The 26,844-nt window shown below is 30.7% G+C and carries 20 protein-coding genes, 3 tRNA genes and 3 rRNA genes; 24 read left to right on the top strand and 2 right to left on the bottom strand.

All coding sequences use genetic code 11. From position 1 onward, the window contains the following. The first annotated feature begins 18 nt into the window (after positions 1 to 18). The 21 genes from rpmB (at position 19) to ACNSOS_RS04075 (ending at position 21,698) form a co-directional block, all read left to right on the top strand. Positions 19 to 207 carry a 50S ribosomal protein L28 gene (gene rpmB / locus ACNSOS_RS04175; RefSeq protein ID WP_026803831.1) on the top strand — a complete coding sequence of 63 codons (189 nt, stop codon included), beginning with the start codon at positions 19 to 21 and terminating at the stop codon, positions 205 to 207. Positions 208 to 228: 21 nt separating this feature from the next. Next, entirely contained in the window at positions 229 to 1,353 is a 1,125-nt protein-coding gene (locus ACNSOS_RS04170) for a potassium channel family protein (RefSeq protein WP_113909522.1), read from the top strand. Beyond that, positions 1,354 to 2,544, top strand: a complete 1,191-nt coding sequence (gene argJ, locus ACNSOS_RS04165; protein ID WP_418186049.1) for a bifunctional glutamate N-acetyltransferase/amino-acid acetyltransferase ArgJ — start codon at positions 1,354 to 1,356, stop codon at positions 2,542 to 2,544. It begins immediately after the preceding gene. A 54-nt stretch (positions 2,545 to 2,598) separates the two neighbouring features. Continuing rightward, positions 2,599 to 2,814: a YdcH family protein gene (locus ACNSOS_RS04160; RefSeq protein WP_113893165.1), complete on the top strand. Its 216-nt coding sequence runs from the start codon at positions 2,599 to 2,601 to the stop codon at positions 2,812 to 2,814. 136 nt (positions 2,815 to 2,950) lie between these two features. Next, on the top strand, positions 2,951 to 5,518 hold the full coding sequence (gene gyrA, locus ACNSOS_RS04155; RefSeq protein WP_418186048.1) for a DNA gyrase subunit A: 2,568 nt from the start codon (positions 2,951 to 2,953) through the stop codon (positions 5,516 to 5,518). A gap of 3 nt (positions 5,519 to 5,521) precedes the next feature. Next, a complete protein-coding gene (locus ACNSOS_RS04150) occupies positions 5,522 to 6,559 on the top strand; it encodes an aspartate-semialdehyde dehydrogenase (protein ID WP_418186047.1) in 1,038 nt (345 codons plus the stop codon). After that, positions 6,560 to 7,072 (top strand): YqhA family protein, encoded by a 513-nt coding sequence (locus ACNSOS_RS04145; protein WP_418186046.1) that lies wholly within the window; start codon positions 6,560 to 6,562, stop codon positions 7,070 to 7,072. It abuts the gene before it with no gap. 10 nt (positions 7,073 to 7,082) lie between these two features. Continuing rightward, entirely contained in the window at positions 7,083 to 8,120 is a 1,038-nt protein-coding gene (gene hemE / locus ACNSOS_RS04140; protein WP_418186045.1) for a uroporphyrinogen decarboxylase, read from the top strand. Between the two features lie 5 nt (positions 8,121 to 8,125). Beyond that, the gene (locus tag ACNSOS_RS04135) at positions 8,126 to 9,043 is read left to right on the top strand and encodes a radical SAM protein (protein ID WP_418186044.1); all 918 of its coding nucleotides are present in this window, start codon (positions 8,126 to 8,128) and stop codon (positions 9,041 to 9,043) included. A gap of 81 nt (positions 9,044 to 9,124) precedes the next feature. Continuing rightward, a tRNA-Asn gene (locus ACNSOS_RS04130) sits at positions 9,125 to 9,199 on the top strand. Positions 9,200 to 9,535: 336 nt separating this feature from the next. Beyond that, a 16S ribosomal RNA gene (locus tag ACNSOS_RS04125) occupies positions 9,536 to 11,053 on the top strand. A gap of 109 nt (positions 11,054 to 11,162) precedes the next feature. Further along, a tRNA-Ile gene (locus ACNSOS_RS04120) sits at positions 11,163 to 11,239 on the top strand. A gap of 49 nt (positions 11,240 to 11,288) precedes the next feature. Then, positions 11,289 to 11,364: transfer RNA gene (locus ACNSOS_RS04115), tRNA-Ala, on the top strand. 413 nt (positions 11,365 to 11,777) lie between these two features. After that, positions 11,778 to 14,690 (top strand): 23S ribosomal RNA (locus ACNSOS_RS04110). Positions 14,691 to 14,896: 206 nt separating this feature from the next. Further along, positions 14,897 to 15,013, top strand: a 5S ribosomal RNA gene (rrf, locus tag ACNSOS_RS04105). Together the 16S, 23S and 5S rRNA genes with 3 tRNA genes alongside form the textbook arrangement of a ribosomal RNA operon. A 459-nt stretch (positions 15,014 to 15,472) precedes the next feature. After that, positions 15,473 to 15,673, top strand: a complete 201-nt coding sequence (locus ACNSOS_RS04100) for a hypothetical protein (RefSeq protein WP_418184792.1) — start codon at positions 15,473 to 15,475, stop codon at positions 15,671 to 15,673. A 41-nt stretch (positions 15,674 to 15,714) separates the two neighbouring features. Then, entirely contained in the window at positions 15,715 to 17,814 is a 2,100-nt protein-coding gene (locus ACNSOS_RS04095; RefSeq protein ID WP_418186308.1) for a TonB-dependent siderophore receptor, read from the top strand. 140 nt (positions 17,815 to 17,954) lie between these two features. After that, the gene (locus ACNSOS_RS04090; protein ID WP_418186043.1) at positions 17,955 to 18,953 is read left to right on the top strand and encodes a c-type cytochrome; all 999 of its coding nucleotides are present in this window, start codon (positions 17,955 to 17,957) and stop codon (positions 18,951 to 18,953) included. A 15-nt stretch (positions 18,954 to 18,968) separates the two neighbouring features. Beyond that, positions 18,969 to 19,910: a cache domain-containing protein gene (locus ACNSOS_RS04085; RefSeq protein WP_418186042.1), complete on the top strand. Its 942-nt coding sequence runs from the start codon at positions 18,969 to 18,971 to the stop codon at positions 19,908 to 19,910. After that, positions 19,907 to 20,566 carry a response regulator transcription factor gene (locus ACNSOS_RS04080; RefSeq protein WP_418186041.1) on the top strand — a complete coding sequence of 220 codons (660 nt, stop codon included), beginning with the start codon at positions 19,907 to 19,909 and terminating at the stop codon, positions 20,564 to 20,566. Before ACNSOS_RS04085 ends, ACNSOS_RS04080 begins: the two co-directional genes overlap by 4 nt. Continuing rightward, positions 20,556 to 21,698: a sensor histidine kinase gene (locus tag ACNSOS_RS04075; RefSeq protein ID WP_418186040.1), complete on the top strand. Its 1,143-nt coding sequence runs from the start codon at positions 20,556 to 20,558 to the stop codon at positions 21,696 to 21,698. Before ACNSOS_RS04080 ends, ACNSOS_RS04075 begins: the two co-directional genes overlap by 11 nt. Here the strand turns inward: ACNSOS_RS04075 and sugE are convergent. Continuing rightward, the gene (gene sugE, locus ACNSOS_RS04070) at positions 21,688 to 22,005 is read right to left on the bottom strand and encodes a quaternary ammonium compound efflux SMR transporter SugE (RefSeq protein WP_418186039.1); all 318 of its coding nucleotides are present in this window, start codon (positions 22,003 to 22,005) and stop codon (positions 21,688 to 21,690) included. The two genes, ACNSOS_RS04075 and sugE, sit on opposite strands and share 11 nt — an antisense overlap. 125 nt (positions 22,006 to 22,130) lie before the next feature. Between sugE and ACNSOS_RS04065 the strand changes: the two genes are divergently transcribed. The 3 genes from ACNSOS_RS04065 to ACNSOS_RS04055 all read left to right on the top strand — a co-directional run bounded on the left by ACNSOS_RS04065 (position 22,131) and on the right by ACNSOS_RS04055 (position 25,552). Beyond that, the gene (locus ACNSOS_RS04065; RefSeq protein ID WP_418186038.1) at positions 22,131 to 23,012 is read left to right on the top strand and encodes a DMT family transporter; all 882 of its coding nucleotides are present in this window, start codon (positions 22,131 to 22,133) and stop codon (positions 23,010 to 23,012) included. Between the two features lie 181 nt (positions 23,013 to 23,193). Then, positions 23,194 to 23,400: a hypothetical protein gene (locus ACNSOS_RS04060; protein WP_418186037.1), complete on the top strand. Its 207-nt coding sequence runs from the start codon at positions 23,194 to 23,196 to the stop codon at positions 23,398 to 23,400. 232 nt (positions 23,401 to 23,632) lie between these two features. Further along, complete coding sequence (locus ACNSOS_RS04055) at positions 23,633 to 25,552, top strand: TonB-dependent siderophore receptor (protein ID WP_418186036.1); 1,920 nt, start codon at positions 23,633 to 23,635, stop codon at positions 25,550 to 25,552. A gap of 45 nt (positions 25,553 to 25,597) precedes the next feature. On the opposite strand, the gene ACNSOS_RS04050 is transcribed toward ACNSOS_RS04055, so the two are convergent. Beyond that, positions 25,598 to 26,782, bottom strand: coding sequence for a peptidoglycan DD-metalloendopeptidase family protein (locus ACNSOS_RS04050; protein ID WP_418186035.1), 1,185 nt, complete (start codon positions 26,780 to 26,782; stop codon positions 25,598 to 25,600). Between the last annotated feature and the right edge of the window lie 62 nt (positions 26,783 to 26,844).

The raw sequence follows: 26,844 nt of genomic DNA, 5'->3' as shown, positions 1-26,844 counted from the left end.
AAAAAGAAGGAAAACAAAATGTCAAGAAGATGTGCAATTTCAGGAAAAGGACCAATGGTTGGTAACAACGTTAGTCACGCAAAAAACAGAACAAAAAGAAGATTTTTACCAAATATCAGAACAGTTAGGGTTACATTAGAAGATGGAACTACAACTAAATTAAAAATCTCTGCAAAAGAGTTAAGAACTCTTAAAAAACACTCATAATAAAGCACCAAGAGTGCTTTCGTGAGCATTTCTAATGCTATAAGAAAATCTTTGGGTTGGGAACTCAAAAGTTCTAAACCTCAATATGATTTAGACCCGCTAATCTATTCAAAACTAAAACCTTTAAGATTACCATTAATTTTTATTCAATTACTTATGATGATTGGTACTTTGTGGTATGTCTATTTTGAAAATTATACCATAATGCAGGGCATTTTTCAGTCTGCATATACACTTACAAATACAGGATTTGGTGCTCTAAAAGAGTCTGAATTTCAAGAAGAGACTATTTTATTTACTACATTTTTAATGTATGCAGGATTTGCAACTACTATGTTCGCAGTTGGTATTGTTATAGATGTTTTTATGAATGGTAATTTAAGAGAATTATTAAGGGAGAGAAGAATGCTTTTTAAAATAGCAAGATTAAGAAAACACTTTGTTTTATGTTACCATAATGAGTATACAGCTCAAGTTGCAAAACAGTTTAGAGAAAATCATATCCCTTTTGTAGTTGTTGATAATAGTGATAATATAGAAGAAATAGCAAGAGAAAATAACTATCCATATTTTATAAAAGAAGAACCGTATAAAGAAGATGCTTTTTTGAAATCACATTTAAGTTCAGCAAAAGGTGTTATATCTTTGTCAAAAAATATTTCTGATAACATTACTCTTATAGCTTCAGCTAGACTTTATGAAAAAGAGTTAGGACGAAGTCCATTTTTGATAATTTCAAATGCTGAAACACAAAATGAGAAATTAAGATTAAAAAAATTAGGAGCCGATAAAGTAGTGGCAACTCCATCTCTTATGGCAAAAAGAGTTAGTGCTATGGCAATAAGTCCTGATATGGAAAATATTTTGGATGAATTCTTATATAAAAAAGATAGTCCTGTAACTATGGAAGATGTTATTATAAATGATAATGCTTGGATAGTTGGAAAAGAATTAAAAGAATTAAATTTAAGAGATAATTTAAAAATTTCAGTTATAGGAATAACTCAAAATGGAGTTTTTATACAATTACCAAAAGGTGACAAAATAATAGAAAAAAGCTCAAATTTGTTAATTGTTGGCTCTCAAAAAGGTATTTTAAGAGCTAGAAGAGTTTTAAATTTAATAAATGAACCAAAGGAATTTTAAATGTTTACAATTTTACCGATTAAAGGATTTTTTGATCAAATTGATGGATTTTATTGTGATGGAATTCATGCTGGATTAAAACCAAATGGAAATAATGATTTAGGATTTATATATACAGATGAACCTTGTACTGTTGCAGCGATTTTTACTGAGAATAAATTTCAAGCTGGACCATTAAAACACTTTTTACAATATGGAGAAGATTTTAAAACAAATTTTGTTTTAATAAACTCAAAAAATGCAAATGCATTAACTGGAAGAAAAGGTATAGAAGATATAAATAACCTCTTTTCTCAATTAGACTTTTCTTCTTTTAAGTTGGTAAATCCAGTTATGAGTAGTACAGGAGTTATAGGAAATAGATTACCTATTGAGAAATTAGTCTCTGGAGCTAAAAAGTTTGATTTAAATTCTAAAAATGCAGAGAATTTAAGTAAAGCCATTATGACAACAGATGCATATCCTAAAACTTGTATGTATGAAGTAAAACTTGAAAATGGTAAATCATTTAAAATTGGAGCAGTTGCAAAAGGTGCTGGTATGATAAATCCAAATTTAGCAACAATGCTTTGCTTTATTTGTACAGATGCAAATGCTCCATTTAATGATATAAAAGAAGCTTTACATACAAATGCTCATACAACTTTCAATGCTATTTCAGTAGATGGTGATACTTCTACAAATGATACTGTAATGGTTTTAGCCAATGGCAAATCAAATGCTTATGATAAAGAGGCTTTCAAAGAAGTTTTAAGACTTGTTATGCATGATATGGCAATGCTAATGGTAGCTGATGGTGAAGGTGCTAAAAAAGTTGCTGCTTTTGAAGTAATAAATGCAAAAAATGATGAACAAGCCGAAACCGCAGCAAAAGCTTTATCAAACTCTTTATTGGTGAAAACTGCACTTTTTGGTGAAGATCCAAATTTTGGAAGAATTGCTTCAACTATTGGAGCTTCACAAATTGATTGTGATGATGAAAAACTTGTGATTTCATATAATGATGTAGTAGTCTTCAATAAAGGTGAAATTTGTTTTGACGAAGAAACTGAAGCTAAAGCTTTTGCAGTATTGAAAAAAGATAGATATAAAATTATTTGTGATATTGGCTTGGGCAATGGTAAATTTACAGCTTATGGTTGTGATTTAGGTTACAAATATGTAGAGATAAATGCTGATTATAGAAGTTAATTTTAAGAACAATTTTATTATAATCCAAAAAATCAAATTTAACAAGGATAGATAATGCTTCACGAACACAGAGATGCAATAGCTGAATTAAGACAAAAAGATGCACATTTTGTTAGAGTTTTTGATAAACATAACGATTTAGATCACGAAATCACTAATTTAGAAAATTCTCATGCAGATCAATTTACAATTGAGACTAAAAAGAAAGAAAAATTAAAACTAAAAGATGAAATTTATTCTATGATAGTTAAATATAAAGCAGAGAAATAATTTTTATTTTTCTTGTTTATAAAAAGGGTTAGAAGCATTGCTTCTAACCCTTTTTTTATATTTAATACTATTAAACTCATACTTAAGTATATTTTGGATAAAATCAATACAATTTTTATTATAAAGGCCTTTAAAAATGGAAAACCTTTTTGAAAATCAAGATATTATAAATGTGAATATCGAAGATTCTGTAAAAGCTTCATATTTAGACTATTCTATGAGTGTTATTATAGGACGAGCGTTACCTGATGCGAAAGATGGATTAAAGCCAGTTCATAGAAGAATTCTTTATGCAATGCATGATTTAAATGTTACAAGCAAAGCTGCATATAAAAAATCAGCAAGAATTGTAGGAGATGTAATTGGAAAGTATCATCCCCATGGAGATACATCCGTTTATGATGCACTTGTTAGAATGGCTCAAAGTTTTTCTATGAGAGCACCATTGGTTGATGGTCAAGGAAACTTTGGTTCTGTTGATGGGGATAATGCTGCTGCTATGAGATATACAGAAGCTAGAATGACAAGAATTGCTGAAGAAGTATTAAGGGATTTGGATAAAGATACAGTTAATTTTGTACCAAATTATGATGATACTATGAAAGAACCATCAGTATTACCTACAAGAGTTCCAACTTTACTTTTAAATGGTAGTGAAGGAATCGCTGTTGGTATGGCTACAAAAATTCCACCACATAATTTGAGTGAGTTACTTGATGCGATTTTACACTTGATTGATAATCCAAGTTCAGAAGCAAATGATTTAATGGAGTTTATTCAAGGTCCTGATTTTCCAACGGGTGGAACTATTTTTGGAAGACGAGGAATAATAGATGCTTACAATACAGGTCGTGGAAGAGTAAGAATTAGAGCAAAGCACCATATTGAAACTAGAGCAAAAAAAGAGATTATTGTAATTGATGAATTACCATATCAAGTAAATAAAGCAAGACTTATTGAACTTATTGCAAATTTAGCAAAAGATAAGCAAATAGATGGAATTTCTGAAGTTAGAGATGAATCTGATAGAGAAGGTATAAGAGTTGTAATTGAACTTAAAAAAGATGCAATGGCTGAGATAGTATTGAACAATCTTTACAAATCAACTCCAATGGAGACAACTTTTGGGATTATTTTACTTGCTGTTTATAATAAAGAACCAAAAGTATTTACTCTTCCAGAGATTTTAAATATCTTCTTATCTCACAGAAAAACTGTGATTATTAGAAGAACAATATTTGACTTAGAAAAAGCAAAAGCAAGAGCTCATATTTTAGAAGGTCTAAAAATTGCAGTTGATAATATTGACGAAGTTGTAAAAATAATAAGATCAAGTTCAAATGATGCAGATGCAAAAGAGAAGTTAGAAATAAGATTTGATTTAAGCCATATTCAATCTCAAGCTATTTTAGATATGAGATTAGGAAGATTAACGGGACTTCAAAGAGATAAATTAGAAGCTGAATATCAAGAATTAATGATTTTAATAGCTGAATTAGAATCAATTTTAAGAAGTGAAGATAAATTAAACGAAATTATAAGAGAAGAATTAACTGAAATTAAAGAAAAATTCTCAACACCAAGAAGAACAGAAATAGAAGATTCTTATGATGAAATAGATATTGAAGATTTGATTCCAAATGAACCAATGGTTGTAACAATTACACACAATGGTTATGTAAAAAGAGTACCAATAAAATCTTATGAGAAACAAAAAAGAGGTGGAAAAGGAAAAGTTGCAGTTACAACTCACGATGATGATTTTATTGAAAGGTTCTTTGTAAGTAACACTCACGATACACTTATGTTTGTTACAAATATGGGACAATTATATTGGTTAAAAGTTTATAGAATTCCAGAAGGAAGTAGAACAGCAAAAGGTAAAGCAGTTGTAAACTTAATCAATTTAAGACCTGATGAAAAAATTATGGAAATAATACCAACTCCAGATTTTGATGAAAGTAAATCTTTAGTGTTCTTTACAAGAAATGGAGTTATAAAAAGAACATCATTGAATGAATTTAGTAATATAAGAAGTAATGGGGTAAGAGCTATTGTTTTAGATGATGCAGATGAAATAGTAACAGCAAAAATTGCAGACACTCAAACTCAATATATTATGATATTTACTAGTCTTGGACAATGTATAAGATTTGAACTTGAAAAGACAAGAGATCAAGGAAGAAGTACAAGAGGAGTAAGAGGTATTAAGTTTAAAATTGATACAGATTTTGTTGTTGATGCTGATGTTATAGACAATGAAGAGCAAGAGATTTTAACAGTTTCAGAAAAAGGTATTGGAAAGAGAACAACAGTTGAAGAATATAGACTAACAAATAGAGCAGGTTCTGGTGTTATATCTATGAAATTATCTGCAAAAACAGGAAATGTTATTGGAGAAGTTTTAGTTGATGATACTCAAGATTTAATGCTTTTAACTTCAATTGGTAAGATGATTAGAGTTGATATGAATACAATTAGAAAAGCTGGTAGAAATACAAGTGGGGTTATAATTGTAAACGTTGATAAAGATGATAAAGTTGTGTCTATTGCAAAATGTCCAAAAGAAGATGAAGAAATAGAACTGGATGAGAATGGTAATGTTATTAGATATAACGAGGACGGTGAGATTATAGAATCAGATAGTAGTGATGATATAACAAGTTTATTAGATGTAAATAATGATAAAAATGAGGATGAATAGAAAATGAGAAAATTTAATGTTGCAGTAGTTGGAGCAACTGGAGCAGTTGGCGAAGAATTATTTAGAGTTTTAGAGGAATTGAATTTTCCTATAAATAAATTAGTACCATTAGCAAGTGCTAAAAGTGCTGGAAGTAAAGTTGAATTTAAAAACAAAGAAATCACAGTTTTAGAATTAACGGAAAGTGTTTTTGAAGAACAAGAAATTGAAATTGCATTTTTTAGTGCTGGTGGTTCAGTTTCAGAAAAATTTGCAAAATTTGCAGTTGAAGCAGGGGCAGTAGTAATTGATAATACAAGCCACTTTAGAATGGATCCAAGAGTTCCTTTAGTTGTTCCAGAAGTTAACCCAGAAGATATTAGATTATGGAGAGAAAGTGGAATTATTGCAAATCCAAATTGTTCTACAATTCAAATGGTTCAAAGTTTAAAACCACTTGATGATTTATATGGTATTAAAAGAGTTGATGTATCAACTTATCAAGCTGTTTCTGGTGCTGGAAAATCTGGTATGGAAGAACTAGTTAAACAAATGCAAGATTTTTTTGCATTCAGATTAGATGAAACAGAAATTAAAGCATTTGCTCACCAGATTGCTCTAAATGTAATTCCACAAATTGATGTTGCGATGGATAATGGTTTTACAAAAGAAGAGATGAAAATGGTAAATGAGACTCAAAAAATTATGCATAAAAACTTTCAAGTTGCTGCAACTTGTGTAAGAGTTCCAGTTTTAAGATCTCATAGTGAATCTTTAACTGTTACATTTAACGATGGAGTTGATGTTGATATTAGTGAAGTTCGAAATGCTTTAGAAAATTTTGAAAATGTTAAAGTAATAGATGATTTAGCAAATAAAAAATATCCAATGCCAATAATTTCAACGGATACAGATTTTACTTATGTTGGAAGAATTAGAAAAGATGTTTATTCATCAAATATTGTTCATTATTTTAATGTTGCAGATCAAGTAAGAGTAGGAGCTGCAACAAATGCAGTAAGAATTGGTTTAAAATGGATAGAATTAGAAAGTGATATATAAATGCTTAAAAAAATTGTCGAAAATGGTTTATGGAAGAGTAGATTTATTGTAATTTTAGCTGTTATATTTAGTTTTATGGGTTCAGTAATTTTATTTTTTGTTGCAAGTTTTGATGTTTTTAGTGTTGCAAAATTTGTTCTTAGTACTCTTTTATCAGGAGAACATCCTGAACATTTTCACGAAGATATAGTTGCAGGAGTAATTGCAGCTATTGATTTATATTTAATTGCTGTTGTTCTTTTGATATTTTCGTTTGGAATTTATGAACTATTTATATCTAAAATAGAAGCTGCTTGTACTCAAGATGATTGTAGTTCAGTTTTAAATATAAGTTCACTTGATCAATTAAAAGATAAAATTGCAAAAGTTATAATTATGGTTTTAGTTGTAAACTATTTTGAAAGAGTTTTACATACGGATTATAAAACACCATTAGAGCTACTATATTTTGCATTAGCAATTGTAGCATTGTCAATTGGGCTTTACTTTACAGGTAAAGTTGGAAAAAAATAAAAGGAAGAATATGTCTAAAATTTTTGTTGATGCCTGTTTTAGAAAAGCAACGCCATATACACCAGTTTGGATGATGAGACAAGCAGGAAGATATTTAAAAGAGTATATGGAAGTTAGAGCAAAAGCTGGTAATTTTTTAAATCTTTGCCATAATCCACAATTAGCTGCTGAAGTTACAATTCAGCCACTTGATATTGTAGGGGTTGATGCGGCTATTTTATTTAGTGATATTTTAGTAATTCCAAATGAAATGGGAATGCACTTAGATTTTATAAAAGGTGAAGGACCAATATTTAAAGATCCTATTAAAAATGAAGCTGATTTAGATAAATTAATTGAAGGTGAAGAAGCAGCTTTAAAATTAACTTATGTGTATGAGACTATAAAACTTTTAAAACAACAATTACCAGAAGATAAAGCACTGATTGGATTTACAGGAGCTCCTTGGACATTGGCTACTTATATGATAGAAGGACAAGGAACTAAAACTTATAATTTATGTAAAAAAATTATGTATTCAAATCCTGAATTATTACATAAAATATTAAGAAAATTAACAGATGTAATTAAATTATATTTAGAAAAACAAATTCTTGCAGGTGCTGATGTTGTTCAAATTTTCGATTCATGGGCAGCTGCAATAGAACCTGGTCGTTATGATGAATTTTCATGGAAATATATGGTTGAAATAGCTGAGTACATAAAAGAAAAATATCCGCATATACCAGTTATTATGTTCCCAAAGGGAGTATCTTCTTTTATTGAAAGAGGATTAGTTTACGGAAAATTTGATGTATTTGGTGTAGATTGGGGGACTCCAATGGCTCTTGCGAAAGAAAAATTAGGTAGTAAATATGTACTTCAAGGAAATATGGAACCTTGTAGATTGTACTCGCAATCTGAGACTACAAAATGTGTTGAAGCAATACAAAGTATTATGCAAGGGGAAGGACATATTTTCAATTTAGGACATGGTATTTTGCCTGATGTACCAGTAGAAAATGCTATTCACTTTGTAAAAGAATGCAAAAGAGTTAGTAAAAAATAGTATAAATGTCTTACTCAAACTCTATTATTTTTGGACCAATTCCTTCAAGAAGATTTGGAATCTCTTTGGGAATTGACCTATCTCCTTCTAAAAAACAGTGTAATTTTGATTGTTTATATTGTGAACTTGAACCAGCAAAAACTATCAATAAAATGGATATTTATCCAAGAGTTGAAGATATTGTTTCTGAAGTTAAAAATAGTTTGATAAAACATCCAAAAATTGACGTTATTACAATTACTTGTAATGGTGAACCAACTTTATATCCAAAATTAAATGAATTAATTGATGAATTAAATAAAATTAAGGGAGCAATTAAAACTTTAATACTTTCAAATGGAAGTACAATTTATAAAAAAGATATTTTTGAAGCTTTATTAAAGATTGATACTGTTAAATTATCTTTAGATTGTATAAGTAATAAATGTTTTAAAAAACTTGATAGACAAGATAATAGTGTTGAAATAGACAAAATTGTTCCATCTATGATAGAATTTTCTAAAAGAACAAAGAATAATTTTGTAATTGAGATTTTATTTGTAAAAGATTTGAATGATAAAGATGAAGAAATTGAACTTTTATATAAGGCTATTAAAAATATAAATCCAAATAGAGTAGATATTGGAACCATTGATCGCCCACCAGCATATAAGGTTATACCAGTTGATTTTGAATTCTTACAAAAAGTTGCAAATAGATTTTGTGATATAAATGTTAATATAGTTTATAAAAATAGACCAAAACAAATAGAAAGATATTCAAAAGAAGATATTATTTCTACATTAAAAAGACGACCTTTAACATTTGAAGATATAGAAAATATGTTTGATGAAGAATCAAAAAATATTTTAAAAACTTTAGTAAATGATGATATTATAAGTATTTTAGGTAGTAGTGGAGTTCAATTCTATAAGAAATTTTGAAATTTATCTAAAAACCCCTTGACAAAGACAGAAAAAGCGATTATAATTCCCGTCCAATTTGACCAGAGATGGTTAAGATAATCCGGCATAGCTCAGCGGTAGAGTAGATGACTGTTAATCATTTGGTCCCTGGTTCGATCCCAGGTGCCGGAGCCATTTTAAGATTTAGTAAAATCTGAGATCTTTAAAGTTTGATAGGTTTAGAGAGGGTAATCTTTGTAAACCGAATATATATGTTAAAAGAAAATTTGTACAAGTAGTAATATTTAACCTAGAGATAGGAATAGATATTATTTGAAATACTTGTCTATAACTTGAGTGATAATTTTGTAACTAACTTAATAGAGAGTTATATGTTTAGAGATAGATATATAGTTTAAAAGAGAGTAATTATGGAATATGTCAGTTTCAAACACTATAAAGAGTGATAGAATTTAGAATGTAAATTAAAATGTAATTTTTAATTTGTAGTTTTTTATTTTTCATTGTAAATTTATGGAGAGTTTGATCCTGGCTCAGAGTGAACGCTGGCGGCGTGCTTAACACATGCAAGTCGAACGAGAACGGGTTATAACTTGTTATAACTGTCAGCTAAGTGGCGCACGGGTGAGTAATGTATAGGTAATATGCCTCTTACTAAGGGATAACAAATGGAAACGTTTGCTAATACCTTATATTCCTTATAAACAAAAGTTTGTAAGGGAAAGATTTATTGGTAAGAGATTGGCCTGTATTGTATCAGTTAGTTGGTGGGGTAATGGCCTACCAAGACAATGACGCATAACTGGTTTGAGAGGATGATCAGTCACACTGGAACTGAGACACGGTCCAGACTCCTACGGGAGGCAGCAGTGGGGAATATTGCACAATGGACGAAAGTCTGATGCAGCAACGCCGCGTGGAGGATGACACATTTCGGTGCGTAAACTCCTTTTATATAAGAAGATGATGACGGTATTATATGAATAAGCACCGGCTAACTCCGTGCCAGCAGCCGCGGTAATACGGGGGGTGCAAGCGTTACTCGGAATCACTGGGCGTAAAGAGCATGTAGGCGGATTGATAAGTTTGAAGTGAAATCCTATAGCTTAACTATAGAACTGCTTTGAAAACTGTTAATCTAGAATGTGGGAGAGGTAGATGGAATTTCTGGTGTAGGGGTAAAATCCGTAGAGATCAGAAGGAATACCGATTGCGAAGGCGATCTACTGGAACATTATTGACGCTGAGATGCGAAAGCGTGGGGAGCAAACAGGATTAGATACCCTGGTAGTCCACGCCCTAAACGATGTACACTAGTTGTTGTGAGACTAGATCTTGCAGTAATGCAGTTAACACATTAAGTGTACCGCCTGGGGAGTACGGTCGCAAGATTAAAACTCAAAGGAATAGACGGGGACCCGCACAAGCGGTGGAGCATGTGGTTTAATTCGACGATACACGAAGAACCTTACCTGGACTTGACATAGTAAGAATGATTTAGAGATAGATTAGTGTCTGCTTGCAGAAACTTGCATACAGGTGCTGCACGGCTGTCGTCAGCTCGTGTCGTGAGATGTTGGGTTAAGTCCCGCAACGAGCGCAACCCTCGTCGTTAGTTGCTAACAGTTCGGCTGAGAACTCTAACGAGACTGCCTACGCAAGTAGGAGGAAGGTGAGGATGACGTCAAGTCATCATGGCCCTTACGTCCAGGGCTACACACGTGCTACAATGGAGTATACAAAGAGCAGCGATACAGTGATGTGGAGCAAATCTTATAAAATACTTCCCAGTTCGGATTGTAGTCTGCAACTCGACTACATGAAGTTGGAATCGCTAGTAATCGTAGATCAGCTATGCTACGGTGAATACGTTCCCGGGTCTTGTACTCACCGCCCGTCACACCATGGGAGTTGAACTCATTCGAAGCGGGGATGCTAAAGTAGCTACCTTCCACAGTGGATTCAGCGACTGGGGTGAAGTCGTAACAAGGTAACCGTAGGAGAACCTGCGGTTGGATCACCTCCTTTCAGAGAAGTGTATTAAGATTTGATTCTTAATACATAGAATAAGAAAAAAACAATTAACAATATATGTTCGGTTTATAAAGATTATTTGAATAAATATATATAGGTGAATGGGCCTATAGCTCAGCTGGCTAGAGCGCTCGACTGATAATCGTGAGGTCTCAGGTTCAAGTCCTGATAGGCCCACCATTAAATAATCTTTACTTTTAATAGAGATATTAGAATTAAGAGTTTTGTTGGGGAATTAGCTCAGCTGGGAGAGCGCCTGCTTTGCACGCAGGAGGTCAGCGGTTCGATCCCGCTATTCTCCACCATATATATAAACTAATATTTAAAAATTAGATATAAGCTTTTATAGATTAAAAGTTTATATCTGGTTTTTAAAACTAGAAAACATTACTAAGATAACTTTAGTTATTTTAAGTAGTATGATATTTAAAAATATAATGTTAAAGTCTTTAAAATTTTTTCGTAAGATTAAATAATAATATGAAGATAAAAGATGAGAGTTTTTTATTGTAGTAGAGTTAAATAATTTTAAATAAAAAAATTTCATATCAATAATTTGTGATAAATTAAATTTATTATAAAACTATAGATAGAACACAACTAAATTATTAAATATAAATATATTTAATAAGATAGTAGCCAAAGAATATTATCAAACTAAAAGTATTAAATTAATTTTTAATACTTTAAAGGCAAATAACTTGAAAGAGTTATTTATTAATAAGCTATTAAGGGCTAATGGTGGATGCCTAGACTGTAAGAGGCGATGAAAGACGTATTAGGCTGCGATAAGCCACGGGGAGTTGCCAAAGAGCGTTGATCCGTGGATTTCTGAATGGGGCAACCCAGTATAATGAGAGTTATATTACCCTACGGGGAGCGAACCTAGTGAAGTGAAACATCTCAGTAGCTAGAGGAAGAGAAATCAAAAGAGATTCCGTAAGTAGCGGCGAGCGAACGCGGACAAGGACAAACCCAATACTTGTATTGGGGGTTGTAGGACTATAATATGAATTAAAGATGATAGATGAAATACTTGGAAAAGTGTAGCATAGAAGGTGAAACTCCTGTAATTTAAATCATCAATAATTTTAATAGTATCCTGAGTAGGTCGGAACACGTGATATTTTGACTGAAGCTGGGGGGACCACCCTCCAATCCTAAATACTACTTACAGATCGATAGTGAACAAGTACCGTGAGGGAAAGGTGAAAAGTACTGCAGCGAGCAGAGTGAAATAGAACCTGAAACCATTAGCTTACAATCATTCAGAGCCCTATGATTTATCAGGGTGATGGACTGCCTTTTGCATAATGAGCCTGCGAGTTGTGGTTAGTGGCAAGGTTAAGTCAAGTACGAAGCCGTAGCGAAAGCGAGTCTTAATAGGGCGCCATAGTCACTAGCTGCAGACCCGAAACGAAGTGATCTATCCATGAGCAGGTTGAAGCTGGTGTAAGAGCCAGTGGAGGACCGAACCCGCTGACGTTGAAAAGTCTTGGGATGACTTGTGGATAGGGGTGAAAGGCCAATCAAACTTCGTGATAGCTGGTTCTCTCCGAAATATATTTAGGTATAGCCTTGTGTTGTAGCATATAGGGGTAGAGCACTGAATGGGCTAGGGCTGCTTACCGCGGTACCAAACCCTATCAAACTATGAATACTATATGTGGAATCACAGGAGTCAGGCGGTGGGTGATAAAATCAATCGTCGAGAGGGGAACAACCCAGACTAACAGCTAAGGTCCCTAAGTTACATCTAAGTGGAAAACGATGTGGAGTTACTGTGACAACCAGGAGGTTGGCTTAGAAGCAGCCATCCTTTAAAGAAAGCGTAACAGCTCACTGGTCTAGTGATTCTGCGCGGAAAATATAACGGGGCTAAGATGTACACCGAAGCTTTAGATTCAATTTTTAATTGAGTGGTAGGAGAGCGTTCTATTCAGCGTAGAAGATGTACCGGTAAGGAGCGTTGGAGCGGATAGAAGTGAGCATGCAGGCATGAGTAGCGATAATTAAGGTGAGAATCCTTAACGCCGAAAACCCAAGGTTTCCTACGCGATGCTCGTCATCGTAGGGTTAGTCGGGACCTAAGTCGAGTCCGAAAGGGGTAGACGATGGCAAATTGATTAATATTTCAATACCAACATATAAGCGCGATGTGGGGACGCATAGAGTTAATCGAGGTCACTGATGGAATAGTGGCTCGAAGGACGTAGGTTGTTAAGTAGGCAAATCCGCTTAACATTAGACCGAGATCTTACAGGCTCTTGACACTCTTCGGAGGAGATGGAGAATCGATGATACTGTCGTGCCAAGAAAAGCCACTAAGTATATTATATGTTGCCCGTACCGTAAACCGACACAGGTGGGTGGGATGAGTATTCTAAGGCGCGTGGAAGAACCCTCTTTAAGGAACTCTGCAAAATAGCACCGTATCTTCGGTATAAGGTGTGCCTACTTTGGTATATGAACTTGCTTCAAAAAGCCAAAGAGGTTGCAACAAAGAGTCCCTCCCGACTGTTTACCAAAAACACAGCACTTTGCTAACACGTAAGTGGATGTATAAGGTGTGACGCCTGCCCGGTGCTCGAAGGTTAACTGATGATGTCAGCGCAAGCGAAGCATTTGATTGAAGCCCGAGTAAACGGCGGCCGTAACTATAACGGTCCTAAGGTAGCGAAATTCCTTGTCGGTTAAATACCGACCTGCATGAATGGCGTAACGAGATGGGAGCTGTCTCAAAGAGGGATCCAGTGAAATTGTAGTGGAGGTGAAAATTCCTCCTACCCGCGGAAAGACGGAAAGACCCCGTGCACCTTTACTACAGCTTGACACTGTAGCTTGGATATTCATGTGCAGGATAGGTGGGAGGCTATGATGACTAGACGCCAGTAGAGTCGGAGCCATCCTTGAGATACCACCCTTGAATATTTGAGTTACTAACTGCGTACAATTATCTTGTATCAGGACAATGTCTGGTGGGTAGTTTGACTGGGGCGGTCGCCTCCTAAATAGTAACGGAGGCTTACAAAGGTTAGTTCAAAGCGGATGGAAATCGCTTGTTGAGTATAATGGCATAAACTAGCTTGACTGTGAGACCTACAAGTCGAACAGAGACGAAAGTCGGTCATAGTGATCCGGTGGTTCTGCGTGGAAGGGCCATCGCTCAAAGGATAAAAGGTACGCCGGGGATAACAGGCTGATCTCCCCCAAGAGCTCACATCGACGGGGAGGTTTGGCACCTCGATGTCGGCTCATCGCATCCTGGGGCTGTAGTCGGTCCCAAGGGTATGGCTGTTCGCCATTTAAAGCGGTACGCGAGCTGGGTTCAGAACGTCGTGAGACAGTTCGGTCCCTATCTTCCGTGGGCGTAGGAAAGTTGAAGAGATTTGTCCCTAGTACGAGAGGACCGGGATGAACGTACCACTAGTGTACCAATTGTTCTGCCAAGAGCATCGTTGGGTAGCTACGTACGGATGTGATAAGAGCTGAAAGCATCTAAGCTCGAAGCCAACTCTAAGATGAACTTTCCCTGAAGTTCCCAGCAAGACTAGCTGGTTGATAGGCTGGATGTGTAAGCGTTGTAAGGCGTTTAGCTGACCAGTACTAATAGAACGTTTGGCTTATTTTTATTTCTTTGGTTTACTATCTTATTAAGTATACAATACTTAATAATTGTGTTTACATTAGTTTTTATATGAAATACAAAAAGACTTTAACATTATCTTTATCTAAACTCTATATTTGAGTTGAGTATTAAGAGCAAAGCTTTTAAATGAAAAGTTAAAAATGGAAAATGAATAATTCACTTTTTATTTGCTTTTACTACTCAACTTTGTTAGTGGTTACAGAGAAGTGGAAATACCCAGTCCCCATTCCGAACCTGGTAGTCAAGCACTTCATCGCCGATAATACTGCAGGGTCCCCTTGTGGAAACGTAGGTCACCGCTAACTCTTTGAGTATTCTTTTTACAAATGCCTTTCCTAAGTTACTTCTTCTAGTATTTTAGGGAAGGCTTTTTTTTATTCTATTTCTTCCTTCTCAACACAATTAAACATATTTAAACACCTTCTTTAAATTTTATTTACATAATTTATCTTTTATCTATCTTCTGAAAGATTGAGTTTTATTCAAAAGAAGTTACTCTATACTTTTTATTAAATTTATTTACATAATTTATTTTTTAACTCTTTTTTTTAAAGAAGTTTTATTACATTTTATGACTATTTTTTTAAATATAACTAATAGCAATAAAAAATTTAAAACAGGATTATTTACTAATAATTGTTACTAAAAGTAACTCTAACTAACAAATTTAAAAATTCTTTTGTAAAAATTGTCCATTTTTTTCATTTAAATCGTCTTACTATATAGAGAAACAAATTCTCAAAATTAATACAAAGGATTAGAAGATGAAAAGAAAGATTTTCATATCAGTTTTAGCATCAATGATGTTAAGTGGAACAATGTTAAATGCAAAAGAGATAAGTTTGCAAGAAGCAGTAGAGAATATAGTAAAGAAATATAATGTAACATATATTTCAAAATCAAAAGATTTGAAGAATAAAATAGTTGATTCAGAAAAGTTAGGTTTCGGGGGGGTACGGTATTAAGTAATCTAAATAGTGTACTAGAAGAACATAATCTCAAAGCTATCGAAGAAGATAGTATAATTTACATAATAGAAAAACCAAAATATCAAAACTTTGGTAATACTACTGTTTTAGATGAAATTTCTGTAAATAGTGCAAATTATAAAAATGGAAGTGCAGAATCAGGCTACCTTGTAGAAGAAACATCAGATATAGGTCCTTGGAGAGGTAAATCACTTCAGGATACACCACTATCAATAAATGTAATCACAGAAGATTTATTTGAAAATACTGTAAGTAATATTGACCAAATTTTTAAAATAAACCCTATAATTCAACTTAATTCTACACAAGAAAATTCGGGTTCATTTGGTACTTCATCAATTAAAATTAGAGGGTTTAATTCTGGAGAGAATCAAATTATAGATGGTATTCCTATGGGATATGTTAGAAGTTCAACAACAGATGATCTTGAAAGAATAGAAATTTTAAGTGGATTATCTGGATTTTTATATGGACTTAGCCCTCATGTTGGTGGAAGTGTTAATTATGTACTTAAAAGACCAACTTATGAAAGACTTACAAATTTAACTATTGGAAATTATGGAAAAGAACAATATTTCGCCCATCTTGATTTAGGTGATAAAATAGATGAAGAAGGTAAATTTGCTTATAGATTAAATGTTTCCCATCAAAATGGAGAAACTTCTATCCAAGACCAGAATATTGAAAAGACTTTGATTAGTGGAGCATTAGACTTGAATATATCTGATGAGTTTCTCTTACAATTTGATGCTTCCCTTAAAAAAAATAAGATAGATAAAGTAACAGGATACATTTCGAGTAATCAATCAGCACATAATTTTGATGTTAAAGAAGGATATAGTCCTAATTGGACATTTTCAGATACTACTCAAAATAGATTTGGAACAAAAGCTTTATGGCAAATAAATGATTTTGTAAAATTTAGAGCAGGATATACATACTTAGAAACAGAATATGATCAGTCTTTACCTTTTTCATATGATAATTATAATGGAACTTATCGTTTTACTTATTATAGATATTATCCAATAGAAGAAAAAAAACATGGAACTTATGTTTATTCAGATATTGATTTTGAAACTTTTAATTTATCACATAAACTAACTTTAGGTGTTACTGGATATAAAGATAAATCTCATCGAAGAGAAGGAGCTTTAGAATGGGTGACTTTAGGGAATAATTATACTTTAGAACAACTAAATGATATTTCTAAACCAATTTATAAAAGAAATTCTAATGGTAAGAAATATATCTCTAGTGAATCAGAAAAGAAAAATATTTTAATTGGAGATGAGATAGCTTTTAATGAACAATGGAGTGCTTTAATTGGTGCAAATTATGTAGAAGTTGAATCTCATAGCTATAATATAACAGGAAAAGAAACAGCATATTATGATTCAGATGCTATAACTCCTACATTTTCACTTATTTATAAACCAATAGAAGATTTAACAACTTATATAACTTATATGGAAAGTTTAGAAAATGGTACAGTTGTAAGTAGTATATATAGTAATGCAGGAGAAATCTTAGAGCCACTTGTAAGTAAACAATATGAAGTTGGAGTAAAATACTCAGTTTCTGAAAATTTACTTTTAAGTTCAGCTTTATTTAGAATAGAAAAATCAAATCAATATTCTGATAATGCAACTCCACAACCAAAATATGTTCAAGATGGTGAACAAATACATCAAGGATTAGAATTAACAGCAACTGGAAAAGTTACTGATAATTTAACTTTAATAGCAGGTGGAACTATTATGGATATAGAAATAGAAAAATCAAATAATAAATTATTAGAAGGCAAAGAGCCAACTGGTACTGCTACAAAAATGGCAAAACTATATACAGAATATAATATTCCTATGCTTAAAGGTTTAACAATATCTGGTGGAGCATATTATACTGGTAAATCATATAGAGATAGTGAAAATACAGATATTATCCCTTCTTATACTATTTATGATGTAGGTTTAAGATATAAAACTAAGTTAGATAAGTACCCAACAACTTTTAATTTAAATGTACAAAATTTAACGGGGAAAGAGTATTGGTCTTCTTTTTATTCTTTAGGAGAAGCAAAAAATATAGCATTTTCTATGAAAATGGAGTTTTAGAACTTTTGAAAAAATACTTGTGATTATAGTTTTTATGGTTGCAAGTAGTTTTTACATTATTTATAATATTGTATTTGTTACATTCAAGTTATCTACAAAGGATATAGTCTTTTTATATAAATAGTAGGAGGAAATTATTTATGAAAAAGATTATAACTGTTACAGCTTTATTTGTACTAGCTATTGGTTCATTATTTGCAGCTGAAGTTGTTAAGTTTGAGAAAAAACTTATTCAAGAGCGAAATAACATAGGATTCAAATATGAAGGAGCTAAGGTAGAGTATAAAATTCCAGATGAAAGTACTATTCCAAATAATCAATTTGGAGATTTAATCAAATATGGAAAAGAGTTAGTTGTTCATACTTACAAATATATAGGTCCAGAAGTTGAAGATCCTAAAATGAGATATGCAGGTAATAATCTTTCATGTCAAAGTTGTCACTTGGATGCTGGAACAAAAGCTTATTCAGCTCCATTTGTAGGAATCTATGGAAATTTTCCACAATATCGTCCAAGAGAGGATGTTATTGGAACTTTAGCTGATAGGATAAATGGTTGTATGCAAAGAAGTATGAATGGAAAACCACTTCCAGTAGAAAGCAAAGAGATGAAAGCTATGGAAGCTTATATGTATTGGTTAAGTTTAGGTGTGCCAATTGGTGCTAAGGTTGAAGGAACGAGTTTAGCTGAAGTTAATAGAAAAATGATACAAACAACAAAGGCTGATCCAGTTAAAGGAAAACTTGTGTATGATACTCAATGTGCTTCATGTCATGGAGTAAATGGTGAAGGTATCAAAAATGATGGGCTTGCTAATGGATATATGTTCCCACCACTTTGGGGACCAGATAGCTACAATAAGGGTGCTGGAATGTATAGAACACTAAAAGCTATGGATTTTATCAAAGCTAATATGCCTTTAGGTGCTACACATGAAAATCCAATTTTGACAGATGAAGAAGCTTATAATGTGGCAGTTTATATGAATTTAGACGAACACGAAAGACCTGAAAAAGCAAATAGAGAAAAAGATTTCCCTGATGCAAGGGTAAAAGCCCCTGATACTTATATTGAAGGAATAGATCCAATTGAGAAAAAAACAGGACCATTTGGACAATTTATTAAACTTAATAAATAAAAAAGGAGTATCTTTATGATACTTCTTTTTAAATCATATAAAAAAACTTTTATTTTGTTTTCTTTATTTATAGCTATATTGTTATATTTTTTATACAAATATAACAATATTTTAAATCAAAGAACTTTAGATATTTTAGTATCAAATCAAGTACAAATTGCACAAAATGAATTAGAAAATCAAAAGAATCAAGCTTTATCTTTAGCTTTAATGTTCTCTAAAAATCAAGATATTATCAAAAATTTAGAAGAGAGTAATCATATTGAGTTAAAAAAAGAGCTTGTAAAACTTATAGAAATCATAAAAACATATACAAAGCATGACATTGATATACAAATCCATACAAAAGATTTGGAAGTTTTTACTAGAAGTTGGGAAGATAAAGATTTTGGTTTAAAGTTAGAGAGTTTTAGAGAAGGACTTGTAAAGGTAAAAAATACAAAAGAACCTTATGTTTCAAGTGAACTAGGTAAAAGATTTAATATAAAAGCTATTGCTCCTATTTTTGATAAAAATAGTGTTTTTATAGGTTCTGTTGAAGTTATTGTAGATTTTAGTTTTTTGATTGAAAGATTAAAAGCTTTTGGTATAGGAAGCATTGTTTTACTTGAAACAAAATATTTGGATATTGCAAAATATCATAACAACAATAAAGTTTTGGAAAATTTTGTAGTTTTACAAAATAGTTTCAATAAAACTTTGTTTGAAACTTTGAGCAAAAACACAAATTATTTGAAAAATGATAAATTTTATTATGAGACAAATGATAGGATAATTACTCAAATTCCTTTAGGAAGTTTTGAAAATAGTAGCGTTGGAGTTTTAGTAATATGTTTTGATAAAAATATAAATAATTTCTCATATTTACCAAAATATGATTATTTAGGAGATATTAGTATAAAACAAGAAAAAAAAGATTTTAAAAATAGTCAAAGAAAAGAGATAATAATAAAATGATAAAAGTTTTGTTACTTGAAGATGATTATTTATATAAAATATCTATAAAAGAGTTTTTAGAAGAGTTAGATTTTGTAGTTGATGATTTTGAAAATGGTGAAGATGCCTTACATGCTATTTTTGATAAAAAATATGATTTACTTTTACTAGATATCAGAGTTCCCAAAATGGATGGTTTTGAACTTGTAAAGTATGTAAGAGAGGCAAATATAGATACGCCAATTATTATTTTAACTTCACTTACTGATATAAAAGATTTAAGTCGTGGTTATACTTTAGGGTGCAATGACTATATAAGAAAACCTTTTGATATGATAGAACTGAAATTTAGAATAGAACAAGTTATAAAAAATCATTTTCAAGTAAATGATGATTTTATAGAATTAGATTTGGATTTTAAATATAGTGTCAAGAAATCTCTTTTATATAAAGATGATGATATTGTAGATTTAAGTTCAAAAGAGATTGAACTTGTAGCTTTTTTGGTACAAAATCGAGGATTTTTTACCTCTATTGAAAGTTTACATGAAAATGTTTGGGAAAATAAAGAGATATCATATGCAGATATTAGAATGTGTATAAAAAGAGTTAGAGAAAAAACTCACAAAGATTTTATAAAAACTAAGAGATTTTTAGGATATAAAATTGATAGATAGCAAACTAGAAATAAAGTATATTGTAATTCAAGTAGCAATAAGTTTGCTTATAGCTTTTATTCCAATATATTTTTATATTGATGCAACTATAAAAAACCAAAATATTAAAGATAAACTAGATTTACAAAACTATTCAAATCAAATTGTTTTAAAAATAGAAAATTTTGAAAAACAAAATAACAATATTTTCTACTATCCAAGATCAAACATATTTTTTTCAAGTATCTTTGATGAAAATAGAAAAGAGATTTTTTATTCAAATAGTTCAATAGAACTTTTTGATGAAGATTTTAAAAATTTCAATGATAAATTTTGCTACAAAGAGTATTTAGAATCAAATATTTTAGGAGCTTCTTTTTTGGTTGTTTGTAAAAATATTGATTATAGTGAAGTTATATACAATGCTTTGATTCTTCTTTTAATTGTGAGTGTTTTTATATTTTTACTCTCATTTTTTGTGATAAAACAAAGTATTGAGCCATATAAAAGATTAAATATTTATCTTGATGAATTTTTAAAAGATGCTATGCATGAGCTTAAAACTCCTATTGGAGTTGCACGAATAAATACAGATATGCTATCTTTAAGATTAAGAAATGATAAAAATATTTTAAGAGTTAAATCCGCACTCAAAAATATGACTATTATATATGAAGATTTAGAGTATTATATGCAACAAAATGTTGTAAAAGATTTGAAAACTAATATTGATTTTTCAAACTTTTTGGAAAAAAGAGTAGAATTTTTTAATGACTTAGCAGTAAGTAAAAATATAGTTTTTCATAAAAATATACAAACAAATATAAATATATATTTCAATGAAATAGAAGCTTTTAGGTTGATTGATAATAACTTATCAAATGCTATAAAATACTCAAAAAATGACTCAAATATATATGTTACTTTGGAAAAAGAGGGTGCTTTTGTAAAATTAATTTTCAAAGATGAAGGTGTTGGTATAAAAGATACTAGTACAATTTTTGAAAGATATTATAGAGGCGATAATATAACTGGTGGTTTTGGAATAGGGCTTAGTATTGTAAAAAATATTTGTAAAAAGAATAGTATAAAAATAGATGTTGAATCCAAAGAAAACTTTGGAACAACATTTATCTACACTTTTAGTTTGTAGTAAGTTTTAGTCCTATAATACCCAATAAAATAAATAAAATACTAATTACTCTAATAATATTCATAGATTCACCAAACAAAAATATTCCAGCAATAACCGTACCAATAGTTCCTATTCCAACCCAAACAGCGTAAGCAGTTCCTAATGGAAGAGATTTTAGGGCAAGACTAAGAAGATAAAAGCTTATAATCATAGTAACAAGAGTAATTATGCTAGGAGTTAATTTTGTAAAACCTTCACTATATTTTAGACCAATAGCCCAAATAACTTCAAAAAGTCCAGCCAAAAATAGTATGAACCAACTCATAAAAATCCTTTATTTGAAAATTGAGGCCGTCCTCGATGAGTAAAGAGGCAGAGTCGTCTCTGCTTTAAAGACATCTATTTTATACTCTTTTAGATAAAATAAAAATAAAAATTTAAAGGATTGATTTGAGTGAAACTTTTAAAGCTCATATTCTAGCAACTATTGCAACTATTTTAATTGCTGGGTCATTTTTGGCTTCACAAAAACTAGCAAATGTTATTGACCCAACATCTTTAACTCTATTTAGATTTGTTTTGGCACTACTTTTTTTATCACCAATTATTGTTTTTAACAAAGCTAGATTGATAAAAGTATTCCAAATACTTCCAAAAGCTTTGATTGTGAGTTTAGTTTATACTTTATATTTTATAGGTATGCTAAAAGCCTTGGAAGATACAACAGTTTTAAATACAGCTACAATATATACTTTAGTACCTTTGATGACTGCAATATTGTGTATATTTTTCTTTAAAGAAAAAATACCTTTAAAACAGCTATTTATATATATTTTAGGGATTATTTCTACTTGTATTGTTGTATTTAAAGCTGATTTTGGATTGTTTCTAACTTTGAGTTTAAATAAAGGTGATATTGTATTTTTAATTGCTTCATTTTCTATGGCTTTATATCCTATATTTATAAAGATTTTATATAGTAAAAAAGATGAATTATTGGTTTTAGTTTTTGCTACACTTTTAGGTGGAATTGTATGGATGAGTTTAACTATGCAAATTTTAAATATACCTTATGATTGGAATAAAATAGAATTGAATCATTTTTATTCTTTACTCTATTTGGTTATTGGAACTACTATAATAACGCTATTTTTATATCAAAAAGCAACTTTGATTTTAGGACCTAAAAAACTTATGGCTTATATTTATCTAAATCCTGCAATAGTTGCTGTTATAATGTTTTTATTTGAAGGACAAACTATAACTTTTGGAGTTTTAGCTGGAATTTTATTGTCTGTTATTGCTACAATTATTATTTTAAGACAAAGATAAATCATAAATTTGAATTTTAGAAATATAATTCTATAATTCAAATTTACTCTCAAATTGTCACTAAAAGTAACTCCAACTAACAAATTTTAAAATTCTTTTGTAAAAATTGTCCATTTTTTTCATTTAAATCGTCTTACTATATAGAGAAACAAATTCTCAAAATTAATACAAAGGATTTAAGATGAAAAGAAGAGTTTTCATGTCAGTTGTAACATCAATGATGTTAAGTGGAACAATGTTAAATGCAAAAGATATAAGTTTGCAAGAAGCAGTAGAGAATATAGTAAAGAAATATAATGTAACATATATTTCAAAATCAAAAGATTTGAAGAATAAAATAGTAGATTCAGAAAAGTTAGGTTTCGGGGGGGGGTACGGTATTAAGTAATCTAAATAGCGTACTAGAAGAACATAATCTCAAAGCTATCGAAGAAGATAGCATAATTTACATAATAGAAAAACCAAAATATCAAAACTTTGGTAATACTACTGTCCTAGATGAAATTTCTGTTTCTAGTTCTAATTATAAAAATGGAAGTGCAGAATCAGGCTACCTAGTAGATGAAACATCTGGAATCGGTATTTGGAATGAAAGAAAACTACAAGACACTCCATACTCAATGAGTATAATTTCAAAAGATTTAATCGAAAATGTTCAAGCTAAAGATATGCAACAAATCTTTAAAATGAATGCAACAACTCAAGAAATTGCAAGAACATCATATGTTAGTGATAATTTATATCCTACAATTCGTGGATTTGAAGTACGTAACCCTATTGTAAATGGAATACCCTATGCTGATAATAGGACGAGTACACCTATTATGCAAGATATAGAAAGAGTTGAAATCATAAGTGGAGCAACAGGATTCTTATATGGTGGAGGAAGAGTTGGAGGAGCAGTTAATTATATAACTAAAAAACCAACAACAAAAGATTTAAGAAATATCTCAATAGGTAGTTATGGAAATGAATCATATTACTCTCATATTGATTTAGGTGGACAGTTTAATGAAGATAATACTTTTGGATATAGAATAAATGCATTTTATCAAGACGGAGAATTATCTGACACTTCTACAAAAGAACAAAAAGCTATAAGTTTAGTATTTGATTGGAAACCAACTGATAACTTTTATACAGATATAAAATATTCTTATAAAGATATTTTAAAAAAAGGAACAGATGGCTTTTTTCATTCAATCGATAGGCAAAGTGTAAAGAAGAATAAAATTTATAGTCCTGATTGGATGGAGGATGAAACGAAATTACAAAAGATAGAAAATAGTATAAGATTGGATATTAATGATATTTTTACTTTAAGAAGCAATTTATTTTATGAAGAGAATAAACATAGAGGAGGTGATATGCATTTATTTGTAGAAAATGGTTATGTAACAAAAGATTCTTATGTATGGAGGAATTCTTGGGAAAAATTAAAAAATTATGGAGCCAATATCTACTTTGATTCAAAATTTGATACTGGAATTGTAAATCACACTTTAACTATGGGATACTCTTTAAATTCAGAAAAACTTTATGAATCATCAGATGCTTATACTTATTATAGATTTACTAATAACATATATTTAAATGATTTAAAGAATCTTTCTAAGCCTGATAGTTCTTTTTGGAGTAATAGTGGTATTATAGGAACTCAAACACTAAAACCTACTCAGAGAACCGAATATAAAAATATATTAATTGGAGATGATATTGTATTTAATGACCAATGGAGTGCTTTAGTAGGAGCAAATTATGCAACTATTGTAAATACAAGTTATAGTAATGGTGTACAAAGCTCAAAATATGATGTATCTGAACTTACTCCTACATTATCTTTGATATATAAACCATTTGAAAATCTTACAACTTATGCTACATATATGGAGAGTTTAGAAAAAGGGACTATTGTAGGAAGTTGGTATAAAAATGCTAAAGAAATATTAGACCCTTATGTAAGTAAACAATACGAAGTTGGAACAAAATATAGTTTTTTTGATGAAAAAGCTTTATTAACTACTTCACTATTTAGAATAGAAAAAGCAAACCAATATGAAGATAATACAACAACACCAAAACCAACTTTAACTCAAGATGGAGAAGCTATACATCAAGGACTAGAACTTGGAATTACAGGAAAGATTACGGATAATCTGACACTTATGGGTGGTGGAACTTTGATGGATTTAAGTGTAGAAAAACATAGTGATAAAACTATTGAAGGTAAAAAACCAACTGGTACGGCAACAAAGATGGCAAAATTATTTGCAGAGTATAATATCTCATATATAAATGGTTTATCTATAAATGCTGGAGCATACTATACTGGTAAAAAATATGTTGATCAACTAAATACTGATATTTTACCATCTTATACACTTTATGATGCAGGAATTAGATATAAAACAAAAATTGATAAATATCCAACAACGTTTAATCTAACTGTACAAAATTTAACAGATAAAGTTTATTGGACAAGTGGAAGTGTATTAGGTGATCCTAGAACTGTTGCATTTTCTATGAAAATGGAATTTTAATAATATTTAAAAATAAAGAGAGATTATATGCTCTCTTTATTTTACTTAGAATAAATCAATATTACTTCTATCATGAATCCTATCTAATCTATTTGGAGTAGTTCTGTTGTCGTTATTCATTTCTTTATTGAACTTCGAGATGATACTTTTTGCATTTGCTAAGAAAGGAACTTTGTCTTTTGGATCAAGACCCTCAATTTTTGGTTTTTTAAGTACAGTCATAGGGTCTATCGCTACATTATTTCTATATAAACCTAAATGTAAATGTGGACCAGAACTAAGTCCTGTTGAACCAACATAACCTATAAGTTCACCTTTTTTTACAACTTTTCCTTGTCTAATACCTTTTGCAAAACCATTTTGATGTGCATACAAAGTTTTGTAACCATTTTGGTGGTTAATGATAATTGTCTTTCCATATCCACCTTTTGTTCCTACAAATTCAACTCTTCCATCACTAGCTGCATATATATTTCTTCCAGTTGGTGCTGCAAAATCTGTACCTAGGTGGGCTCTATATCTTTTTAAAACAGGATGGTATCTTTTATTTGTAAATGGGCTTGAAATTCTAGTATATGTTAAAGGAATTTGGAAAAGATATGTTTTTGTAAATCCAACACCATTTTCATCATAGTATTTGTCATCTTTTTCATTTTTAAATCTATAAAATGGTTTTCCATTTATTTGAACCATTACAGATTTTATTTCAGGCATTCCGTGAAGTTTTCCTAAATAAGTTTTTTGGCTATATTCAACTGCAACAAAATCACCTTTTTTCATTTTTTTAAAATCAACTCCACTAAATAAAGAGTTTATTATTGCTGATATTGTAACGTCTCCAGTTGCTTTTTGAATATCACTAGAGATTGATTCATTAATAGGAATAGCAAATAATTCAGAACTTTCAGAATAGTTTATAGGAAGAGTTTGGAATTTATAATTGTTTGTTGAATCTTTGTATATATGAATTTGCATATCAAGAGAAACAGGAATTAAAACTTGTGAGAAACTACCATCATCTTCAGTGTATAAATGAAACCTATTGTTTGTTTGAATCTCACTACAAAGTTCTTTGTCTTCTTTATCTAGTTCATAATATAGTTTTAATGGAATGTTGTTCTTTTCTAAAAAAGTTAAAAAGCTTTCACCTTTTGGCCAGAGTAACTCTTCAACTTGTGCTGAGTATAAAAAATTGATAAGAAAAATAAAAGATAATAAAATTTTTTTCATATTATATATAATCCCTTTTTATTAAAAAATTAGGACAAATATTATATAATAATAAAACTTAA

It is taken from the genome of Aliarcobacter vitoriensis (assembly GCF_048320235.1).
GTDB classification, from domain to species: domain Bacteria; phylum Campylobacterota; class Campylobacteria; order Campylobacterales; family Arcobacteraceae; genus Aliarcobacter; species Aliarcobacter vitoriensis.
Note: the sequence above shows the minus strand (reverse complement) of the source record. Positions and strands in the feature narration are given on the sequence as shown.